Annotated in this window: 25 protein-coding genes; 15 read left to right on the top strand and 10 right to left on the bottom strand. The window is 55.6% G+C overall.

What is annotated here, in order from left to right:
• The first annotated feature begins 114 nt into the window (after positions 1–114).
• Positions 115–1,968, top strand: coding sequence for an EAL domain-containing protein (locus tag Q1A63_RS24680; protein WP_298976679.1), 1,854 nt, complete (start codon positions 115–117; stop codon positions 1,966–1,968).
• A gap of 186 nt (positions 1,969–2,154) precedes the next feature.
• Here the strand turns inward: Q1A63_RS24680 and ggpS are convergent, their stop codons facing one another.
• The 3 genes from ggpS to Q1A63_RS24665 are packed head-to-tail and all read right to left on the bottom strand — an operon-like array spanning position 2,155 to position 5,571.
• Complete coding sequence (ggpS, locus tag Q1A63_RS24675; protein ID WP_298976677.1) at positions 2,155–3,645, bottom strand: glucosylglycerol-phosphate synthase; 1,491 nt, start codon at positions 3,643–3,645, stop codon at positions 2,155–2,157.
• A gap of 1 nt (position 3,646) precedes the next feature.
• Positions 3,647–4,432 (bottom strand): HAD-IIB family hydrolase, encoded by a 786-nt coding sequence (locus Q1A63_RS24670; RefSeq protein WP_299632665.1) that lies wholly within the window; start codon positions 4,430–4,432, stop codon positions 3,647–3,649.
• Positions 4,429–5,571 (bottom strand): NAD(P)H-dependent glycerol-3-phosphate dehydrogenase, encoded by a 1,143-nt coding sequence (locus Q1A63_RS24665; RefSeq protein WP_299632664.1) that lies wholly within the window; start codon positions 5,569–5,571, stop codon positions 4,429–4,431. The genes Q1A63_RS24670 and Q1A63_RS24665 overlap by 4 nt, the downstream gene beginning before the upstream one ends.
• A gap of 699 nt (positions 5,572–6,270) precedes the next feature.
• Here Q1A63_RS24665 and Q1A63_RS24660 point away from each other — a divergent pair.
• Positions 6,271–7,032: an SDR family oxidoreductase gene (locus Q1A63_RS24660; protein WP_298976671.1), complete on the top strand. Its 762-nt coding sequence runs from the start codon at positions 6,271–6,273 to the stop codon at positions 7,030–7,032.
• Positions 7,033–7,050: 18 nt separating this feature from the next.
• Here Q1A63_RS24660 and Q1A63_RS24655 read toward each other — a convergent pair whose 3' ends face one another.
• A complete protein-coding gene (locus Q1A63_RS24655; RefSeq protein ID WP_298976669.1) occupies positions 7,051–7,401 on the bottom strand; it encodes a helix-turn-helix domain-containing protein in 351 nt (116 codons plus the stop codon).
• Positions 7,402–7,540: 139 nt separating this feature from the next.
• Between Q1A63_RS24655 and Q1A63_RS24650 the strand changes: the two genes are divergently transcribed.
• Both Q1A63_RS24650 and Q1A63_RS24645 read left to right on the top strand, forming a co-directional pair.
• Entirely contained in the window at positions 7,541–7,954 is a 414-nt protein-coding gene (locus Q1A63_RS24650) for a hypothetical protein (protein ID WP_298976667.1), read from the top strand.
• A gap of 74 nt (positions 7,955–8,028) precedes the next feature.
• Positions 8,029–9,066, top strand: a complete 1,038-nt coding sequence (locus Q1A63_RS24645; RefSeq protein WP_298976665.1) for an asparaginase — start codon at positions 8,029–8,031, stop codon at positions 9,064–9,066.
• A 109-nt stretch (positions 9,067–9,175) separates the two neighbouring features.
• Here the strand turns inward: Q1A63_RS24645 and Q1A63_RS24640 are convergent, their stop codons facing one another.
• The 3 genes from Q1A63_RS24640 to Q1A63_RS24630 are packed head-to-tail and all read right to left on the bottom strand — an operon-like array spanning position 9,176 to position 10,828.
• Positions 9,176–9,616, bottom strand: coding sequence for a DUF1330 domain-containing protein (locus Q1A63_RS24640; RefSeq protein WP_298976663.1), 441 nt, complete (start codon positions 9,614–9,616; stop codon positions 9,176–9,178).
• A 58-nt stretch (positions 9,617–9,674) separates the two neighbouring features.
• Entirely contained in the window at positions 9,675–10,127 is a 453-nt protein-coding gene (locus Q1A63_RS24635; RefSeq protein ID WP_298976662.1) for an SRPBCC domain-containing protein, read from the bottom strand.
• A 20-nt stretch (positions 10,128–10,147) separates the two neighbouring features.
• Positions 10,148–10,828 carry a glutathione S-transferase family protein gene (locus tag Q1A63_RS24630; RefSeq protein ID WP_298976661.1) on the bottom strand — a complete coding sequence of 227 codons (681 nt, stop codon included), beginning with the start codon at positions 10,826–10,828 and terminating at the stop codon, positions 10,148–10,150.
• Positions 10,829–11,145: 317 nt separating this feature from the next.
• Here Q1A63_RS24630 and Q1A63_RS24625 point away from each other — a divergent pair, with 317 nt between their 5' ends.
• From Q1A63_RS24625 to Q1A63_RS24575, 11 genes are all read left to right on the top strand, one after another.
• Positions 11,146–11,823, top strand: coding sequence for a glutathione S-transferase family protein (locus Q1A63_RS24625; RefSeq protein WP_298976659.1), 678 nt, complete (start codon positions 11,146–11,148; stop codon positions 11,821–11,823).
• Positions 11,824–11,924: 101 nt separating this feature from the next.
• Positions 11,925–12,275: a metalloregulator ArsR/SmtB family transcription factor gene (locus tag Q1A63_RS24620; RefSeq protein WP_298976658.1), complete on the top strand. Its 351-nt coding sequence runs from the start codon at positions 11,925–11,927 to the stop codon at positions 12,273–12,275.
• Positions 12,272–12,715, top strand: a complete 444-nt coding sequence (locus tag Q1A63_RS24615; protein ID WP_298976656.1) for an SRPBCC family protein — start codon at positions 12,272–12,274, stop codon at positions 12,713–12,715. The genes Q1A63_RS24620 and Q1A63_RS24615 overlap by 4 nt, the downstream gene beginning before the upstream one ends.
• Complete coding sequence (locus Q1A63_RS24610) at positions 12,712–13,317, top strand: glutathione S-transferase family protein (RefSeq protein WP_298976655.1); 606 nt, start codon at positions 12,712–12,714, stop codon at positions 13,315–13,317. Before Q1A63_RS24615 ends, Q1A63_RS24610 begins: the two co-directional genes overlap by 4 nt.
• Positions 13,314–13,733, top strand: coding sequence for an MAPEG family protein (locus Q1A63_RS24605; RefSeq protein ID WP_298976654.1), 420 nt, complete (start codon positions 13,314–13,316; stop codon positions 13,731–13,733). Before Q1A63_RS24610 ends, Q1A63_RS24605 begins: the two co-directional genes overlap by 4 nt.
• Complete coding sequence (locus Q1A63_RS24600; protein ID WP_298976652.1) at positions 13,730–14,083, top strand: nuclear transport factor 2 family protein; 354 nt, start codon at positions 13,730–13,732, stop codon at positions 14,081–14,083. Before Q1A63_RS24605 ends, Q1A63_RS24600 begins: the two co-directional genes overlap by 4 nt.
• Positions 14,084–14,096: 13 nt before the next feature.
• Positions 14,097–14,249, top strand: coding sequence for a hypothetical protein (locus Q1A63_RS24595; RefSeq protein ID WP_298976650.1), 153 nt, complete (start codon positions 14,097–14,099; stop codon positions 14,247–14,249).
• Positions 14,239–14,856 carry a LysE family transporter gene (locus tag Q1A63_RS24590; RefSeq protein ID WP_298976649.1) on the top strand — a complete coding sequence of 206 codons (618 nt, stop codon included), beginning with the start codon at positions 14,239–14,241 and terminating at the stop codon, positions 14,854–14,856. The genes Q1A63_RS24595 and Q1A63_RS24590 overlap by 11 nt, the downstream gene beginning before the upstream one ends.
• On the top strand, positions 14,853–15,437 hold the full coding sequence (locus Q1A63_RS24585; protein WP_298976647.1) for a sugar O-acetyltransferase: 585 nt from the start codon (positions 14,853–14,855) through the stop codon (positions 15,435–15,437). Before Q1A63_RS24590 ends, Q1A63_RS24585 begins: the two co-directional genes overlap by 4 nt.
• Before the next feature lie 168 nt (positions 15,438–15,605).
• Positions 15,606–15,914 carry a GNAT family N-acetyltransferase gene (locus tag Q1A63_RS24580; protein ID WP_298976646.1) on the top strand — a complete coding sequence of 103 codons (309 nt, stop codon included), beginning with the start codon at positions 15,606–15,608 and terminating at the stop codon, positions 15,912–15,914.
• Positions 15,915–15,970: 56 nt separating this feature from the next.
• Entirely contained in the window at positions 15,971–16,345 is a 375-nt protein-coding gene (locus tag Q1A63_RS24575) for a hypothetical protein (RefSeq protein ID WP_298976644.1), read from the top strand.
• A gap of 85 nt (positions 16,346–16,430) precedes the next feature.
• Here Q1A63_RS24575 and Q1A63_RS24570 read toward each other — a convergent pair whose 3' ends face one another.
• The 3 genes from Q1A63_RS24570 to Q1A63_RS24560 form a co-directional block, all read right to left on the bottom strand.
• Positions 16,431–17,198, bottom strand: a complete 768-nt coding sequence (locus Q1A63_RS24570; RefSeq protein WP_298976642.1) for a class I SAM-dependent methyltransferase — start codon at positions 17,196–17,198, stop codon at positions 16,431–16,433.
• The gene (locus tag Q1A63_RS24565) at positions 17,195–17,668 is read right to left on the bottom strand and encodes a MarR family transcriptional regulator (protein WP_298976641.1); all 474 of its coding nucleotides are present in this window, start codon (positions 17,666–17,668) and stop codon (positions 17,195–17,197) included. Before Q1A63_RS24565 ends, Q1A63_RS24570 begins: the two co-directional genes overlap by 4 nt.
• A gap of 318 nt (positions 17,669–17,986) precedes the next feature.
• Positions 17,987–18,081, bottom strand: a 95-nt coding sequence (locus Q1A63_RS24560; RefSeq protein ID WP_298976726.1) for an FCSD flavin-binding domain-containing protein, incomplete at its 5' end; no start/stop codon positions are given.

Below are 18,081 nucleotides of genomic sequence, written 5' to 3'. Positions count from 1 at the left end.
TTTCTACCCTTCAATCGTTCCACTTTTCTTTAAAAAAGTTGGCACGTTGTCGTGGTTTAACCGTTCCTAATCGTTTGGGTGCCATAGGGGTGCGGAACCATGTAGGCCCTACACGTGATACCTGCTCAGATATTCAATCAAATCAATGACAAGTGCACCGAAGGCCTCGCACTTGCTCTGGCATCGAATGATGACGGAGCGGTCATGGAATTTCAGTGGTGCAACAAAGCTTTCACCAAAATCATCGGCTATGAAGCCGCCGAGGTCGTGGGGCAACGTGGAACCATCCTGGTCGGCCCGGATCTGGAGCAGGGCATTCACCTGTACATCATTGAAAAACTGATGAATTGGGAGAATTTTTCGACCAAGGCGCTGAATAATCGCAAGAATGGCGAAGTCTATTGGCAGCGGATGAGCTGGGTACACCTATCCGATCCCGACACGGGAAATCGCTGGTGGCTCTGCTCAATCGTCGAACTGGAGCAGGGGAGCGCCGAGCCTGCCAAACGCGCGATGAAAGATCCCGCGATATCAGATCAGGAAAGCTATGCGCGGGTCGTCGAGAAAGTCCACCGCTTGGAGAAAGAGAACACGCGGCTGCACCAACTTGCAAAGTCGGTGGCCAAGGATGCGAACGAGGACGCACTGACCGGCCTGTCAAACCGGCGGCACTTCGAGGTCGAGCTGAAGACCTGGATTGAGAACCTGAAGCAACACGGCACGGAATTTGCCGTGCTCTATATCGACCTGGACCGCTTCAAATTCGTGAACGACACGCTTGGCCATGATGCAGGAGACCAGCTGCTGGTTTCCGTCGCCAAAATGCTGCGGGATCTGACCGATGCATCTGATCTGGTCGCGCGTCTTGGCGGTGACGAATTCGTCATTTTGAGGCCGCTCGGCAAGAGCGCCCTTAACTTAAGCAATCTTGCCGACGAGATCGTTCAAAGGATGCAGGTGCCCTTCACATGCGACGGTAAATCGACCGCCTGCAGTGCGAGTGTCGGGGTGGCAATTGCCAATGCGAATATGAAAGATCCAGAACAGGTCGTCGCGGATTCCGATGCGGCGCTATATCACGCAAAATCGCAAGGAAAGGGTCGGTGGTCATTCTTTACCGAAGAGATGCACGCCAATTCCATTGCAACGAAGCAATTGGCCTCGGACCTCTTGCTTGCATGCGAAAGGCGTGAGTTCATCCCGTACTTTCACCCCTTGATTGATGCGGCAACCGGAAGAATTGCCTGCGCCGAGATGCTGGTCAGGTGGTCCACTCCGAACAAGGGCATTCTCGCGCCAGCGGAGTTTCTCGATACCGCGGCAAACATGGGGATCCTCAAGAGAATTGATGAGATCGTCTTTGCCAGCCTAAATGGGGCTTTGTACCATTTTGATGAAACAGGTGTCGACCTTCCCCGCGTTGCGGTGAATGTCTCCGCGGCGCGGTTGGCCGATCCGACCTTCATCCATGACATCAAGAGCTCCGGCATCAACCCGGCAAGACTGACGGTCGAAATTCTTGAGTCGGTTTATCTCGATCGCATGGGTGACGTGGTGCGGTGGACCATCGATGAGCTTGATGAGCTTGGTGTAACGGTCGCCATCGACGACTTTGGAACGGGGCATGCTTCGGTGCGGGGACTGCTGGAAATCAGACCGGCGATCCTGAAGATTGATCGCCAATTCATCCAACCTGTTGTCGCGGATGCAAGCGTCAGGCCGCTGGTCGCATCAATCATCGGCATCGGGAAGAGCCTCGGCATGCGCGTGGTGGCTGAAGGTGTCGAATCCGAAGAGCACGCGCGGATCGTGAGCGAGATGGGTTGCGATTATCTGCAAGGCTTCTATTTCGGAAAACCGATGAGTGAGGAAGATCTGCGCAACAAGCTCATTGAAACAGGGGGCAAGTTTTGGTCCCGTGGGCCGTGTGCTGGAGACAGGGTGCGCGGGGTCGGGCGCGCAGTTTGACGTTTCACCCGATATTAAACACGTGGTGAAACGAAGCTTTTCGACTACAGCAGGTCGTTTTCATTCATCGCACCCTATATTCTGACATCCTCTCGCGAAGAGCTCAGAGGAGTTCTGATAACTGACCGGGATCACGTCTAAGCATGATATTGCGGGTGAGCCGGGCGACCGCGTGTCAATACCGGTTCAGGCGATGGCCGCAACGGCGGGTACTCGTGCCAATTTTAGCGTGCCCGGCGTCCATTGTCGCACATCCGTACGGGCAACCGCATCCCGCATCGTTTTCATCCGTCGTCGCCGCTCTGCCTCGGGCATTTCAAGGGCGCTGACCAGTGTCAGGTCCATCGCGCGGTTTGAGAACGGGTTCGTCAGCACCGCGTCTGCCAATTCGACAGCGGCACCGGCAAATTCAGACAGGACAAGTACGCCATCGCCGTCAAAGCGTGAGGCAATGAATTCTTTGGCGACGAGGTTCATGCCATCCGCCAGCGGCGTAATCCATGCCACGTCTGCCGCCTGATAATAGGAGATCAGTTGCGTGAACGGGATCGCCCGTGAGATTAAGGTAACGGGCTGCCATTCCAATGTGCCGAAGCGACCATTGATCCGCCCTGCGATCTGTTCAATCTCGCTTTGGATTTCTTCATAGACAGCCATGTTGCGGTTTGCCGCCACCGACACATGCACAAGCCTGATCTGACCCCGCAGGTCGGCATTATATTCCAGCACGCGTTCAAAACTGGACAGCTGTTCGATGCCGCCTTTGGTGTAATCCGTCCGACCCACCGAAAGGATCATTTTGACATCTTCGGTTTCCTTGCGGATTTCATGTGTTTGCGCTGCGGTTTCGTCTGATCGTGCGACATCATCGATATAGCCGGTATCGACACCGACCGGGGTGACACTCACGGCCACATCGTGACCCTCATAACTTAGCTTATCCGTCCAGCTGCGTTCCGTCAGAGCCGTGCCTTCGAATATCCATTTGTCCGGCACCTGCCGGCGCGATGTGACGTCCACATCAAAAAGGCTGCGCACCACCGATACGAAGTTGCCCGCATACCGTGGGATATGAAAACCGATGTCATCGCAGGCCAAAAGGCTTTTGATAATCTCCCTGCGCCAAGGCAGCATGTTGAAGATGTCAGCAGACGGAAAGGGCGTGTGATGGAAAAACGCGATGCGTACATCTGGCCGAAGCTCGCGCAAGTAGCCCGGCACAAGCCATAAATTGTAGTCATGGACCCACACCAATGCGCCATCGGCAGCTTCATCCGCAGCGGCCAGGGCAAAGCTGCGGTTTACGGCCTGAAAATTCGCCCAGTCAACGGGATCATAATTGTAACGTTCCTTGAACCCATGCAGAATCGGCCAAAAGGCTTCCTTCGACGTGACGTGATAAAATTCGCGCACCTGATCCTCTGACAGGGCCAGACGTGAAACCGTATATGTGCCGTAGTCGTCATCCACCTCAATCCGCTGCTCAAAGCCGGGGTTTTCGGGATCGTCGGCCAGCTTCCACGCGATCCATGCCCCATGATCAACTTTACCAAAAAAGCTTTTCAGTGTCGGCACGATGCCGTTTGGGCTTTTGTTTTCGCGCAGAACGATTTCGCCGTTTTCCTCGACCTCTTCGTAGGGTTGGCGGTGATAGACGATGACCATCTCTGATGACATGCTATGCCCCTTCAGGTGTTCTGAAAAGCTTGTGGTGCAAGATCGCTTCGGCAATACCGGCAGCGCCCTCGGCCTCCGCAGCGTAGACAGTGTCGATGTCTGTGACGGCGGCGATCAAGGCGGGTTCTGATCCGCCAACCGCAACAGCGGGCAAACCCGTCTCCAACATCGACAGGTCGTTCAGCGTGTCACCGGCCACCAACACGCGCTCCTTCGCGATCCCTAAGTGATCCATCAGGCGTAACAGCGACGGCCCCTTGCTGACACCTTTCGGCAGTACATCAAAAAATCTGTTGTCCGAAATGATGGCATCAAGGCCCAAAGCCTCGATCTTGTCTACGGCGGCAGGGTCAAAGCGCGCGGGATCCATGTCATAGCTCAGCCTGTAGCGGAACAGCGTGGATTGCAGCGTAAGACCCGGCATGCCGTTCAGCGCGAATTGTGCCTGTGGTCCGGCATCGGCCCATGCGCTTGCAATATGTTCTTCAAGTGTTTGGATAGGGGTGACATGCTGCTTGTCGTCCATCACGGCAATGGTCGTGCCTACATCGCCGATGACATAATCAGGCTGTGGCACGCCTTGGCTGCGCACCAAATCGTGAATAAACCCCGGATCACGGCCCGTGACGAAGATCAGACCGATGGCCCGCCGGTGCTGTTCAATCCAGTCATAGAGCCCCTTGCGCTGGTCAGCGGAGCCACCCAGAAACGTGCCATCCAGATCGGTGGCAAGAACCATGGTTTTTTTGGAAATATCTGACACGTCGAAGGTTGCGTGGCGGGTCATGAGATCCTTTCTGCGAGTGTTGCAATATCTTGATCGGTTGCAGGGTGGTCAAAAGACAGGTCCATCGTGCGCGGCTCCGCCTCAATCGGGCGGGCCCAGAGGCTGGCAAAGGCCGTACCCAATTCCGCCCCTTCATGCAGGATTGCCCGGACAGTTTCACAAATCGGCATGGCGACATTCAGGCTGCGGGCCAGGTCGGTGACGGATTTCGCATTCATTTCGCCCTCCACCACGACCGGTTTGCCCTCAAAGCAATCCGCGCGGGCACGCCCCTGTCCCAATTGTTGCCCCAACGCCATGTTGCGGGAGGTCGGGCTCGCGCAGGTCAGCGCCAGATCGCCAATCCCGGACAAACCCGTGACCGTTTCGCGGCGCCCGCCCAGGGCGACAGCGAGTGCTTTCATTTCATCAAGACCGCGCGTGATCAGAGCGGCGCGGGTATTTTCGGCAAAGCCTGCACCCGTCATCAGGCCGCAGGCAATTGCGATGATGTTCTTCACCGCGCCGCCAATTTCGACCCCTACCAAATCATCTGAGACATACGCCCGGAAACTTTCTGTCGTCAGCGACACGGCAAGACGCACGGCCGGGCTCTCATGTGGCTTGAGCCGATCCGAATAAGTGAACGGGAAAGCCACGGTCGCTGCAGTTGGATGCCCCATGGCCGTCTCAAGCGCAAAAGTCGGGCCAGACACGCAGCCCACGGGATGATCGCCCAGCTCCTCTTCGGTGACCTGTGTCATCAAGAGGCCGGTTTCGGGTTCAATGCCTTTGGCGCAAACAGCGATGGGCGTGCCTTTTGGCACATGCGCGGCGACCTGCCGTGCGACATTGCGCACACTGCGAGAGGGCACAACAATCAGCACCGCCTCAGAACGTTCCAGCGCAAAGGCCATATCCTTCACCCCAAAGAGGCCTTTGGGCAGTGTGACGCCTGGCAGAAACCTTTGTGTCGTCGCATTGCTGTTGATCTCATCGATCACAACCGGGTCGCGACCGTAGATCATGGTTTTACACCCCGCTTGCGCCAACGTGACGGCCAGCGCCGTGCCCCATGATCCCGCACCGATCACAGCGACACGGGAATAAGGGCGGACTTTATGAGAGATCGGAGAACCTGAGACAGGGCTGTGTTTCATGAAATAGATCCTTGGGAAAACAAAGACGTCGCGCCAGCAGGGCCGTGCGGCGCGTAAGGAAAGCTGAAAATGAAGAGCTTACGTTTTGTCCATGCCCTTAAAACTGTGATCGCACCGCCAGAAGTCAATGCTGCGGGAGCGAAGGATGCACCGAGGCAGTTTCGAAAACCCAAGATTCACTGTATTTGCACCAGCGTTGGGCATATCGATGAGATTATGATCAATTTAAAAACCCAAAAGCGACATATAGCATGTCGTTTTTAGATCTTTTCTGCAACTGCATCATGAGCTTCTATGGCGGCGCTTCCGACCTCAATCGTCCTGACTGGCAAAGATACAGCATATTTTACCTTCGCCCCCAAACCACTGGTAATCGTTCTTATGTAAATAAATCCGTCGGCCTTGGAGACTATCGTTCCGCCACTTTGCGACAAGCGGCTGGCTCGATCCCAATCTACCGGTTTCCCGCATCGCGCTGAACGGTCGCTCTTGAGAGGTCGAGGACCGATCACTGCGCAGCGTCCGCGTAAGCAAAACCGCCCTAAGTCTCTTATTAGTATGATTTTCCTTTCTATATACGAAAATTCTGCCTTCTTGTGTAATCATACTGATTTTCTAGATTGCCTTGGAATGCGCGGCGACTGAACAGAGTTCTGCTCTCCCCGCGATCTTCTGGATTTCAATAGAAAGAGGTCAATCATGTTACTTACTGGAAAGAACGCGCTGGTTTTCGGCGCTGGTGGCTATTTGGGACAGAGCATCGCGAAAAGGTTTGAGCAGGACGGGGCGACAGTCTTTAGCTCCTCACGCCGGGCAAGAGCCGATCAACCGACGCTAGCGGTCGTCGACGCAACAGATGAAAACGCAGTTGACGCATACATTGACCAGATCGCGGATGAGACCGGATCAATTGATATCGTGGTCAACATGTCAGGTGTCGAACCTCGGCGCTACGACCATGGGAAACCGGCCAGTGACGTGACCTTGAAACAATTCCTGGCTCCGCTCTCTGTCGACACCGCCGCACAGTTCATTACCGCAAAATCTGCATTTCGCCACATGGCGAAACAGGAAAGCGGTGTGATCATTCTGAACACATCAACCTTGGCCAAGGTTGGCGCGCCCTGGGCGCCAGCATTAACCGCCTCTCATGCGGCGACAGAAGGACTGATGCGCTCGCTTGCGCATGAATACGGGCCAGCCGGTGTACGCGTTCTTGGCGTGCGGTCTGAGGCCATGCCGGGCTCGCCCACGATCGACTACACATTCTCGACCATGGGCGCGAATATGGGAATGAGCTTTGCGGAGATGAAAGATTTCATCGAGCAAAACAAGACGGCGCTCAAGAAGCTGCCCACAGCCAAGGATACTGCGGCTGTCTTTGCATTCGCTGCGTCTGATATGGCCGCGTTCATGGCGGGCACGATGCTGAACAACTCAGCCGGTCATATCGTCGATTAGGGGCGCGGGCGCGCGGCTCTACCCGTCTGCCCGGAGCCACCAATTGTGCATCGCGTGAAACATCTCCTGAAGGTCCAGCGCGCGCTGCGTGGCGGTGTATTCCACCTTTGGCGGGACTTCGGCGTAGACTTTGCGTGTCACCAGCCCGTCACTCTCTAGCGCTCTCAACTGATTGGTCAGCATCGTCTGGGTGACACCGGGGATCATACGCCTGAGTTCGTTGAACCGTTTGGTGCCTTTGAAAATCAGGATTTGCAGAATGATGAGCTTCCACTTGCCACCGATCAGCTTGGCAATATCGGGCATTGGGCACAGATCAGCCAATTCAGGATGTTGTTCAAGCGCCTCGGCTTCGGATTTGGTCGCCATTTCCGGACCTTTCAATCATGGTATCATTTTCAGCACTATACTTGAAAATTCTGCCTTCTTGCAATGGCATACTGTTTTTGATCTCTGGTGATAGCTGATCGCGAAAGCATCGCAATCTAACACTTCCCGAGGATATCAAATGACAAAACCGCAAATACTGGCCTTTGCCGGCGCTTTCCTGATCACAGCCTGCCTTGCAGTCTTTTGGCACGTTGTCCTTTTCGAACAGCAATTCCTCCGCCTGGGTGTTTTTAGCCGCATGGACGACCCGCTTTACCTCTATGGGGTGAGTGCCTGGGTGTTGGAGTCCCTGGCAATCGTGCTGATTTACTTCCGTACGGACTGGCGGAATGCAGCGTGGCTGGACGCGCTGAAGGTCGCCTGGCTGATGGGCGTGTTCACCGCGGCCTCCGCCCTCTTCGGTATCGCAGCGAAAGTCAGGATCGATGACCTCATGCTTTGGTTCTTGCTGACGGGCGGATTCATCGCTTTGCATACAACGCTCTTGGGGCTCTGGTTAGGCCTTGTTTCAAAGAGAGCGAAATACGCCTAAAAGACGACATGTAACGGGACCGATCCGTTGCATGTCTTTTGCATGCGCCACGTCGGTCAAACGATTGCAAACACATGCTGCTGTGGCGCCCCTATCCAGGACGGAACGAAGGTGAAATGACCAAAGAAACCAATGTTCTGATCATCGGAACCGGTGGGACCATCTCGTGCCTGGCAGCCGATCGCTTCGACTTTCTTGATTATCCCGTTGCCGGAACGCGGCTCTCCCCCCGGGAATTGCTGGATACGCTTTCGATCACACCGTCTGACATCACGCTCCGGACTTCCGGGTTTGAACCTGTTTCCAGCACGGAACTTGGCCCCGAATTCTGGTGGTCGCTGCGCGCTGAGATATCGGCAGCAATCGAGGCCAACCAAAACCTGTCCGGCATTGTGGTTACGCATGGTACCGCCACGCTGGAAGAAAGCGCCTTTGCCCTGGACGTCTTGCTTGGCACCGATGTGCCCATTGTCTTTACCGGATCACAGCGACCGGCCAATGCCATCTCTTCCGATGCGGCTCACAATCTTTGGGGCGCCCTGAGGGTTGCATCCTCCCCGAAGGCGCGGGGTCGCGGCGTCCTGGTTGTGATGAACGGCGAAATTCATGCAGCAGCAGACGTTACCAAAAGCTCAAACTTCGCGCTCGATGCTTTTGAGTCCCCAAATTCCGGACCGCTTGGCACCATTGAGGGTACCTCGGTCTCATTTCGAACCCATCCTCAGTTGCGCAGTCCGTCGCTGGCTTGGCGCAGACCCAAGGACTGGCCCCGCGTAGATGTTGTGGCCAGCTATGCCGGGGCGGACGGCACACATATTGATGCATCTGTCGCGGCCGGAGCAAAGGGTATCGTCGTCGCGGGGCTTGCACCAGGATACGCGACACCTGATCAGCGACGCGCGCTACGCGAGGCGCATATGCAGGGTGTTGTCGCGGTTATGTCCTCGCGTGCATCTGCGGGCTCAACGGTTTGTCTCAGGCAAAATGGCTTGGCGGAGCTCATTGGTGCGCGGAGATTGTCGCCTCAGAAAGCACGCATTCTGCTTTCAATTGCACTTATGCAAACTGCCGACATCGAAGAAATCGACAACCTATTCGCGCAGTTCTCATAGCCGGGGGGTGTTGAGTGTCAGCGATGCAGCCTGACGTAAACTCAGCGACCTAACCCATGAAGCCTCATAGCAAGAAAGATCGTTTCAAGAGCCAGCCGTAGGCCAGATGTTAAGTCCCCGCGATGAGCACCTTTTGCAGGGCACAGGCCGCCGTGCGATGCGTGAAAGCCGCCCGGTAGGTTGCGTCCTGATAGAGATCCAGAAAGGCCTGGCGATTTGGATACGCGCCGATGGCGACAAGATCCCAATCCTCATCTTCGCCGATCAGCGATGCCTCAAAAGGCGCGACAAGCAGGAACGCTCCACCAACACGTTTCATCGTTGGAATGCTCACAGCGGCATATGCGTCGAACGCCTCACTACCCGACACATGCGCTCCCCTGTCCTTATAGTCTGCCTCTTCACGGAACTTGAAAAAATTGATCAAAGTGATCGCTTGACCCGGCGCACGATGCAGTATCCGCGCCCATTGTTCGGGGCGTGGGACAGCCCCGTTTGAACCATCGCCATACCATTCGACAAGCTGCTTCTGGAGTGTTTCGGTATTCATCGCGCTTTCTCCGCTCTTGGGACGCCCTGGATCCGCCGGTGTGTGCCTTGTGCCAATCTCACACATGCGGCTTGCCGGTCCCGGTATCGAGATAAGCTTTGAGGCTATCCACAAAGAACATGTCCCAGCCCGCTTCGCAGATATCGAAACACAGCAGATCGGGCGTCAGGCCATCGTGCACAAAATGAATTTCGGTGCCGCCAACGGTCTCATCTATGTCCCAGATCGCACGTGTTCCAAGCCATTCGGTCTCGATCTCTTTTGGTTGCCCTTCATGGAGGTGCAGCGCCTCAACGCATTCCAGTTCAACACGATTTGGTTCAAGAGACGTCGCCTTGAACTTCCAATAGCCTAGCTTCCCGCTAAAACCGAATTTGGCAACATCTCCGGGCTTTTCGAATGTGCCAGCGTCGCTGGTCCACCACTGCGTGAATCCCGTCGTCAGCGCAGCATATGCTTCTGATCTGCTGGCGGTTGTCCTTATGGTTCTTTCATAGTTTTTTTGGGCCATTGTGTTTCCTTCTCTCGATGTCATTCAGTCCAGTGCGGTGGCACTGTCTTGGAGTAGCCCGGCAAGGCCGTGATGCGGTCGCGCCAACGGGCGATCTTCGGAAAGTCCAGATCGAAATCACCGAAGCCCAAGTCAGACATTGATGCAGGTTTGGTTTCTATTGCGCGCATAACCCGCCCAATTTCCGGAAAGGCGACGGCGTCAGCGGCACTTGGGGCGCCTCCACACAGGAAGGCGCTCTCGGATAGGCTTTGTTCCAGCTCGCTCAGCTCAGTCTTCAGAAGCGAAGACGCTGGCTCAATCGCGGGTTCGTTTCCCCCCGGTGCCTTTGGCGCACCGTCAGATCCGTTAAACACCGGAAACACGACCTGACTTGTGGCTTTCAAAAGATAGTCACTGTACCTTGCGGCATGTATCCAAGTGGCGCTGATCTTTGCTGGCGTTTGGCCAAAAAGGGGGCGTGTGGGGTACTGCTCATCCAACCAGCCAAGGATCGATAGCGACTCGCGCCGATAGATGCCGCCATATTCCAGAACCGGTACTTTCCCATGAGGGTTCATCTGCAAGAACGGATCCTGCTGATGTTCTTTGTCCGATCCGCTGAGGTACACCACCTCGTAGTCGAGCCCCTTGAAGGCAAGCCCCAGCAGGACCCGCCAGCCCATCGGTGAGCCGCTGATATTGTACACTGTGATGGTCATTGGGATACTCCCCGGTCCAAAGACTGGCCCGCCGGCTCCCAACCCATCCCGATTGTCCCACCTGTAGTAGGTGCGGTTTTGTCCGTCAGTTTGCCCATGTCGAAGATCCAATTCGTCCAGAAATCGTTGTGTTGAAAACCGAAATAAGTCAGGCAGTATTCTTCGGCAAGAAGGCAGAATTTTTGGGAATAGTATGAATTTTGATACTGCTCCGGCGCGTCTCACCAGATACGAAATTACGTACTATCTTCAGACATTCTGCCTTCTTGCGCGGGCAACTCCGGTGGCTAAACCTTCTGAAACAGAAGGAGAAACCGATGACGCTCACACTCACAACAATCAGCGGATCACCACGTGGATGGCGCGTTCTGTTGGGGCTTGCCTTCAAACGGCTGACCACTGAGATCAAGGAACTAAAGCTGTCCGAGAACGAGCATAAGACCGAGCCCTTTATCTCGCTCAACCCGCGCGGGACAGTTCCCGTTATGGAAAGCGACGGCACGGTGCTGCGCGATTCAATGGCTATTTTGGCATGGCTGGATCGAAAGTTCCCGGAGCATCCATTGTTCGGATCAACGGATCAGGAAGCCGCCGAGATATGGCAAACAACCATGGAGTGCCGACAATATCTGCGTCAAGCGGCGGCAGATTTCCTGACGCCGGTGTTTTTCGGCGGGGCGTCGCTGGATGACAAAAACACACCCAAATGGGAAAGTTTAACATCTGCCGCTGAAACGATGCAGTCCGAGATGACGCTGCTTGACAGCAAACTCAGTGATGGACGTTTGTTTCTGGCTGGAACGAAGCCTTCAGCCGCAGATGCCGTGTCCTGGCCAGAAGTCAGGCTCGTACAGCGCGCTTCAGAAACGAAACCGGACCTCATGGCAGAACTGGGGTTTGCCGAGCTTGCAAATACGCTTGACCATCTGGGGGCTTGGAAACAGCGTGTGTTCGACTGCCCAGGCGTTGAAGCTACGATGCCTGGGCACTGGTGACCTGTCACGCCTAGGTGAATCTCTAACAGCGTCTCCGGACCCTACCCCTCCAATCTGATTTCTTCTGTTGACCTCGGCAATTTGATCTGAAATATAGCCACATGGCTATTAGTTATCACGAACCACTCGACCGCACGTTTCATGCCCTGGGCGACGGCACGCGTCGCCAAATCGTGGCTTTGCTTGCAACTCAGGGATCCTGCTCTGCATCCGAGCTCCAAAAACCTTTTGCCGTGGCGCAACCCACCATCTCGAAGCATTTGAAGGTTCTTGAAAGCGCCGGGCTTGTGAAACGTGAGATTGACGGGCGTGTGCATCGGTTCCGTCTGGAAACCGGGCCGCTGAATGATGCCAGTGGCTGGATCGAACGACACAAGGCCTTCTGGGAAGCCACTCTGTCGCGGCTCGATGATTTTGTGACCACCCTCGAAACACCGGAGGACAACACGTGACGGCAATCTTGCATTCCACGACCGTGCGACGTCTCATTCATGCCAAACGTGATTGGGTTTTCCACGCTTTCACAAGAGCCGAAGCGCTGGAGCAATGGTTCTCGCCCAGTCCGGAAATTACCTTGGACGTTCTGCAATTCGATTTCCGCGCAGGCGGTCAGTATCGATTTCGCTACGCCATGACGGATGGATCAAACCCCGTACTTGGCGGGCATTTTGAGTGTATTGACCCGCCGTCTCTGCTCTCCTTTACCTGGATCTGGGAGGAGCCTGACCCTCATGCAGGCATTCCCACCAGGGTGCGCGTTGAATTTCACGAGGACGGGTCCTCTACCGACGTCATCCTGACCCATTCCCAAATACCCGCACAGGAGATTGCAGACCGCCACGCAGCTGGCTGGGAAGCGACGCTCGACCGATTGGAGGACCTGGCGAAATGAAACTTTACGACGCAATGTCTGCAAATACCAAACGCGTGCGCATCTTTATTGCAGAGAAGGAAATTGAGCTCCCAAAAGTCACCTTGGAACTGGGGAAAGACACGCGCACATCCGATTTTCGCAAGATCAACCCCTTGGGTGAAGTGCCTGCACTGGAGTTGGACGACGGCACCGTGATCACTGAAAGCCTGGCGGTCTGCCGCTACTTGGAAGCAGCCTTTCCTGATCGACCCCTCATGGGTGTCTCGGCCACAGATCAAGGCCGCATCGCGACCTGGAGTGAGCGGATCCATAGCCAATTGTTCATGACCTATGGGCTGATGGCGCGCCATTCGCTCCCCCTTTTCGCGGATGTACTGGAACAGGTTCCAGCGTTTGCAGATGCGATGCGACGGGCGATACCAGAGAAATGGAGGCTGTTGGAAAGTGCGATGGCTGAAGACACCGACTTCATTGTCGGAGATCAATTCAGCTTTGCGGACGTCGAAGGCATGACGGTGCTCACCATGGCGGATGCGTTTGATCTGGGCATCCCGAAGACATGTCGTCGGATGCTCAGATGGGCCGATGCCATGCATGATCGCCCGAGTCTGCAGGCATGACCATCGGCCAACTTCCGGTCACCTCATCGCTCGCGGGCGGGTTGCTGATCCTATTGGTGGCACTCAGCGCGCTGGTAACCGAACGGCGCGCCCGGTTGGGGGGCATTCAGTTCGGGGATGCTAACGATCAGGCGCTGCGTGCGCGGATCAGAGCCCATGCCAATCTTATCGAGAGTGCGCCGATGGTCCTGATCGGGCTGGCCCTCATGGAACTAGCAGATGCGCCAGACACCATGCTATGGGCCTTTGCCGGGGTCTTCCTTGTGGGACGCCTTTTGCATGCCGCACGCATGTATATCGGCAACCCCTTCATCGGCCTGTTTTCCATCATTTCGCAGCACGTAATCTGCCTTTGGGCCGGAGCGTGGCTGCTCTACCACTTTCTGATCCACCCCATGTCAGGAGCCTTACCATGACAGCTTCCCTCAGCGTTGAACGACAAGAGACACTCAAAGCTTTCTATCACGGTGCGACGGTCAAAGATGCTGCTCAAATCCGCGCCGCGTTGACAGATGATTTCACGTTTGATGGTCCAATCGGGTCACATGACAACCCCGAAACCTTCGTGCAATCACTGCTGGACTTCGATGGTTCGGTGACCGCCTCAAAAATTATTGCCGAAGGGGACAGCCTGGTTCACACTTACATACTGGACATCGGCATAAAAATTCCGATGTGCGACGTCATCGAATTTCGCGGAAACAAGTTGGCCTCTATGGTGCTTTACACGGACTCCAAGCTGTTTGATCCGAACTCAAGACATTAGAGGAGCACGACTGGTGAAACAGGTGATTGCCATCAACGCGACACGCAACATGCCGACCGGCAACCCTGAAGCGCAGAGCGCACTGGCTTCAGTCACAGCCATGCAACCTGAAAACCGTTTGGGGAATGAACTTAAGTTTGAAACAGGAGTGTGCAGTGTTCTTTGAATCGATTTTACCGGTCGCCCTGGCCTTTTTGGTCGTCACAGCCTCCCCCGGCCCGGCCATCATCGCGGTGTCTCTGGTCACCCTGCAACGGGGTCGCAAAGATGGCCTGTTGTTTGGATTGGGCCTTGCCGTCGGGCTTGGCTTTTGGGGGTTGATCGCGGCGACGGGCCTGGGCGTGTTGCTGCAAAGCTCCGCTCAGGCGTTGATCGCCCTGAAAATCATTGGCGGGCTCTATTTGCTTTGGTTGGCGTGGCAGTCCCTTCGCTCTTCAATGAACCCGCGTCAAACAGCGGTAAAGCTCTCCTCCAAAGGGCGTTGGTTGTGGAAAGGATTACTGCTTAACCTGTCCAACCCAAAAGCGGTTTTTGCCTGGATGGCGGCGCTTTCCATGGGGCTGGGGAACGATGCCAGCGGCGCGCTTATCGCGATCTCCACAACCCTTTGCATCGCGATCGGCCTGCTGACCTACGGTCTCTATGCGCTGGCCTTTTCGCTGCCGGGCATCATGCAAGGGTATCGACGCCTTCGCAGATCGGTCGATGCCGTTGTGGCGGGTCTTTTTGCGGTTGCAGGCTTGGGCCTGATCCGGTCCGCGGTATCCCGATGACCACTTCAACGCCGCGCAACACCGCCGAGAAAACAGAGCGACAGAAGATGGAGGCCGGTGACTGGTACACCTGTCTTGATGATGAGCTTGAGCAGTTGCGCGCGACCGCCCGCGCGGCGGTGCATGAACACAATGTCCTGCATCCAGACAAACGCGGCGCCATCGGCCCGAGGCTTGCCAGACTGATAGATGCACCGCAAGCCATCATTGAGGCACCGTTTCATTGCGCCTATGGCATCAACATACGATTGGGCCAGGATGTGTTTCTGAATGCGGGATGCACGATCCTGGATTGCGCCACCGTGACCATCGAGGACCAATGCCAACTCGGGCCCAATGTTCAGATCTACTGCGCCGAACACCATAAGGACCCGGTCAAGCGCAGCGTCGAAGGGTTGGAACTGGCAAAGCCGGTTCACATCGGAAAACGCGTTTGGATCGGCGGAAATGCGGTCATCCTCCCAGGTGTTCGCATCGGGGATGGCGCGGTCATTGGCGCAGGCAGCGTTGTCACCAAGGATGTCACGGCAGGGCAGATTGTCGTAGGCAACCCTGCACGCCCGATCAAGGGACAGGTTTGACTCTGGGGAATTGGGCGACCGCTGGTTTGGCTATAAGAAAGTAACACGACCATGATCAGACCATATCGACCAAACGACACCGATCAGTTGGTGTCCGTTTGGCAAAAGGCCAACGCCCATTCACATCCGTTTCTTCAGGAGGTGTTCGTTGCAAAAGTCGCACAAGACATGCGTGACATTTACCTGCCAAATGCTGAAACCTGGGTTCTTTTGCAAGAAATGACGCCGATTGGCTTTATCGCCCTTATTGGCAATGAAATTGGCGGGCTGTTTCTGGATCCCGCCTTTCACGGACGCGGGCACGGTAGGGCGCTGACCGATCATGCGGTTTTGCTGCATGGGCCGCTCAGCGTCGAAGTCTTCGCGAAAAACGATATCGGGCGGCGTTTCTATGACCGCTACGGCTTTGTCGAAACAGAACGCTATCTGCATGAGCCGTCCGGCGAAGTGACGCTCAAGATGGCAATCCCAGCTTGAAGAATGGGTACTGCAAGGTACGGATTCGCGCTTGCCACCCCACTCAAAGGTGATCGATGACCGAAACCATTGCATGTATCGCTGGTCCGTATCTGTTTCTAACGGGACTCGGATTTCTGATCTCGAACGGGTTTTACCGCCAGATGATTGCTGGTCAGACCGGGGCTGATCCAATCTTGCTCAACCTTTCTGGCGCGGCGCATTTCGTTGTGGGCGCAACCATATTGGCCAATCATTTCCTGTGGTCCACGACGGCTGAAATCGCGGTTTCGCTCACAGGAAGTGCCGCCGCGATCAAAGGCGCCGGTCTGATCGTCCTGCCCGAAGTGATGGCGCAGCGGTCCCCTCAGATGGGAAAGCGCGGCGCGCAAGCGACCGGAATCCTCTTCATTGCCGTTGGATCATATCTTATCTCGGTTGGATTTCTGTGAGCTTGCATGGCGACCGTGCTCCAATTTTCGGGCCACTGGGTCAGCTGTAATGGCATGAACACCCACAGGTATTCGGCAACACAAGCTAGATCACGGCCAGACGCCCGACGATCGGCCAGGTTACCTTTTGCTGGCCTTCCGGTTCTGTCCAAAGCAAGCCCAGATCGCGTATGAGTTTATCCACGATATCGCCCCTGCCCGCTTTCAGTGCGCGGCGGGATGCCGACCAGGTGCAAATGTAAGCAATCAAATTGGCAAGCGACCAGTTTCGACTAATCGAAAGATCCGGAAGCCATAACTCTTCGAAGGGGAAATCAAGCGATCTGTAGCCGTCTTCAACGTGTTGACGGCCTTCGGGCCAATACTGGTGAACGTCCTGCCAATAGAATTGCTGGAAACGCGTCCCAATTTCTCCGTCCAAGACCGGCACACCATAGGAGATCAGGGCCAGAACAGCACGCGGTTTCGCCACACGTCGAACCTCTCGGTAAAAGGCATCTAGATCGAACCAGTGTGCAGCTTGCGCGGCTGTGATCAGATCAACCGAATTGGCTTCAATACCAATTCGCTCTGCCGGATCTGCACGATATGTAACTGACGGATGTCGTGCGGCAGATTGCAGCTGGGTCTCGCTCGGATCGGTTGCGGTAACCTTGTCAAATCGCGCCGACAGCAACGTCGAGAGTTGACCGTTGCCGCACCCGACATCCAGGGCATGAGTTGTCTCGGAGCACCACTTCGCCAGCGCATCCACGAGCGCTGGCGGGTAGCTTGGCCGACTGGATGCATAAGACGCACCACCTGAAAGAAAGTGATTGTTTGCAAGGCCCAGATGCTGACCTGCCTGTTTCATGTATCTGTGTCCGATTGCATCCGGGCCAGGCGCTCCGCGAAGCCATCCCGTTCCAATGCCTGAACAGCATTTTCCAATATCAAGCGCAGCGGCGCGCCGATCTCCGCTTCCAGGTCAGAAGTAGCAGCGAGGCGAAGTTCCCATTGCGCGGCCAACCGCGACTGCAAGGCGCTTCCTTCCGGCGTAAGTGCAACGGCGCGAGACCGACTATCATCCGTGGAAACGCGCTTTATCAGGCCGTCTTGTTCCATGAGCTTGATCGTTTGGCTGACCGCGCCTTGCGTGATTCTCATGCGCCCACATAGGTCAGTGACTGACATGGCCTCGCCCTCGAGTGCACGCATAATTGGTGTGTATCGCGGTCGATAAGACAAACCCGCGTTGCGATACGCATCTTGCGACCCCCTGTCGAGTAAGTCGGTTAAATGGCGGAGCAGCTCGCCTAAGCCTGTATTTTTTGTCTGGGTCATTTTTTTGCAAATACATTAGCGCTAATATATATACAAGTGAAAGCACACCCTAGGCCTAAATCAACCCGCCTTAACGGTCTTTGTCTCCGCCTACATGTTTGCTCTTATAGGCCGACATTTATTGGCCTGAACGTACGATCATCGATCTTGCGGAGTTTGCAAAGCGGGCCTGGCTCATGTCACCACACCATTCCGTCACGGCGTGCGGCGACACCCGAACCACAGCTTTGAAGACAACGTCAAAAGACTGCGGGGAGCGAGGTCTTCAACTAAAGCCGTATCGCAAGCTTGCTCCCTGACATCTGGTTGCGGCACCGGCTATGCGTCTCGCTCTCCGAACATATCTGCGGTGATGCCCGCGTACCAGCCTTCGGATTCCTCGTAGGTCGCGCGGCGTATGGCGGCGCTTTCGC

It is taken from the genome of uncultured Roseobacter sp. (assembly GCF_947499265.1).
Taxonomy (GTDB): Bacteria; Pseudomonadota; Alphaproteobacteria; order Rhodobacterales; family Rhodobacteraceae; genus Roseobacter.
Note: the sequence above shows the minus strand (reverse complement) of the source record. Positions and strands in the feature narration are given on the sequence as shown.

What these genes read in the sequence shown, in the direction of transcription:
- ggpS (WP_298976677.1), bottom strand. Translation starts at nt 3,645, where the DNA reads ATGTCATCAGAGATGGTCATCGTCTATCACCGCCAACCCTACGAAGAG.
- Q1A63_RS24670 (WP_299632665.1), bottom strand. Translation starts at nt 4,432, where the DNA reads ATGACCCGCCACGCAACCTTCGACGTGTCAGATATTTCCAAAAAAACC.
- Q1A63_RS24665 (WP_299632664.1), bottom strand. Translation starts at nt 5,571, where the DNA reads ATGAAACACAGCCCTGTCTCAGGTTCTCCGATCTCTCATAAAGTCCGC.
- Q1A63_RS24660 (WP_298976671.1), top strand. Translation starts at nt 6,271, where the DNA reads ATGTTACTTACTGGAAAGAACGCGCTGGTTTTCGGCGCTGGTGGCTAT.
- Q1A63_RS24655 (WP_298976669.1), bottom strand. Translation starts at nt 7,401, where the DNA reads ATGGCGACCAAATCCGAAGCCGAGGCGCTTGAACAACATCCTGAATTG.
- Q1A63_RS24650 (WP_298976667.1), top strand. Translation starts at nt 7,541, where the DNA reads ATGACAAAACCGCAAATACTGGCCTTTGCCGGCGCTTTCCTGATCACA.
- Q1A63_RS24645 (WP_298976665.1), top strand. Translation starts at nt 8,029, where the DNA reads ATGCTGCTGTGGCGCCCCTATCCAGGACGGAACGAAGGTGAAATGACC.
- Q1A63_RS24640 (WP_298976663.1), bottom strand. Translation starts at nt 9,616, where the DNA reads ATGAATACCGAAACACTCCAGAAGCAGCTTGTCGAATGGTATGGCGAT.
- Q1A63_RS24635 (WP_298976662.1), bottom strand. Translation starts at nt 10,127, where the DNA reads ATGGCCCAAAAAAACTATGAAAGAACCATAAGGACAACCGCCAGCAGA.
- Q1A63_RS24630 (WP_298976661.1), bottom strand. Translation starts at nt 10,828, where the DNA reads ATGACCATCACAGTGTACAATATCAGCGGCTCACCGATGGGCTGGCGG.
- Q1A63_RS24625 (WP_298976659.1), top strand. Translation starts at nt 11,146, where the DNA reads ATGACGCTCACACTCACAACAATCAGCGGATCACCACGTGGATGGCGC.
- Q1A63_RS24620 (WP_298976658.1), top strand. Translation starts at nt 11,925, where the DNA reads ATGGCTATTAGTTATCACGAACCACTCGACCGCACGTTTCATGCCCTG.
- Q1A63_RS24610 (WP_298976655.1), top strand. Translation starts at nt 12,712, where the DNA reads ATGAAACTTTACGACGCAATGTCTGCAAATACCAAACGCGTGCGCATC.
- Q1A63_RS24605 (WP_298976654.1), top strand. Translation starts at nt 13,314, where the DNA reads ATGACCATCGGCCAACTTCCGGTCACCTCATCGCTCGCGGGCGGGTTG.
- Q1A63_RS24600 (WP_298976652.1), top strand. Translation starts at nt 13,730, where the DNA reads ATGACAGCTTCCCTCAGCGTTGAACGACAAGAGACACTCAAAGCTTTC.
- Q1A63_RS24585 (WP_298976647.1), top strand. Translation starts at nt 14,853, where the DNA reads ATGACCACTTCAACGCCGCGCAACACCGCCGAGAAAACAGAGCGACAG.
- Q1A63_RS24580 (WP_298976646.1), top strand. Translation starts at nt 15,606, where the DNA reads ATGCGTGACATTTACCTGCCAAATGCTGAAACCTGGGTTCTTTTGCAA.
- Q1A63_RS24575 (WP_298976644.1), top strand. Translation starts at nt 15,971, where the DNA reads ATGACCGAAACCATTGCATGTATCGCTGGTCCGTATCTGTTTCTAACG.
- Q1A63_RS24570 (WP_298976642.1), bottom strand. Translation starts at nt 17,198, where the DNA reads ATGAAACAGGCAGGTCAGCATCTGGGCCTTGCAAACAATCACTTTCTT.
- Q1A63_RS24565 (WP_298976641.1), bottom strand. Translation starts at nt 17,668, where the DNA reads ATGACCCAGACAAAAAATACAGGCTTAGGCGAGCTGCTCCGCCATTTA.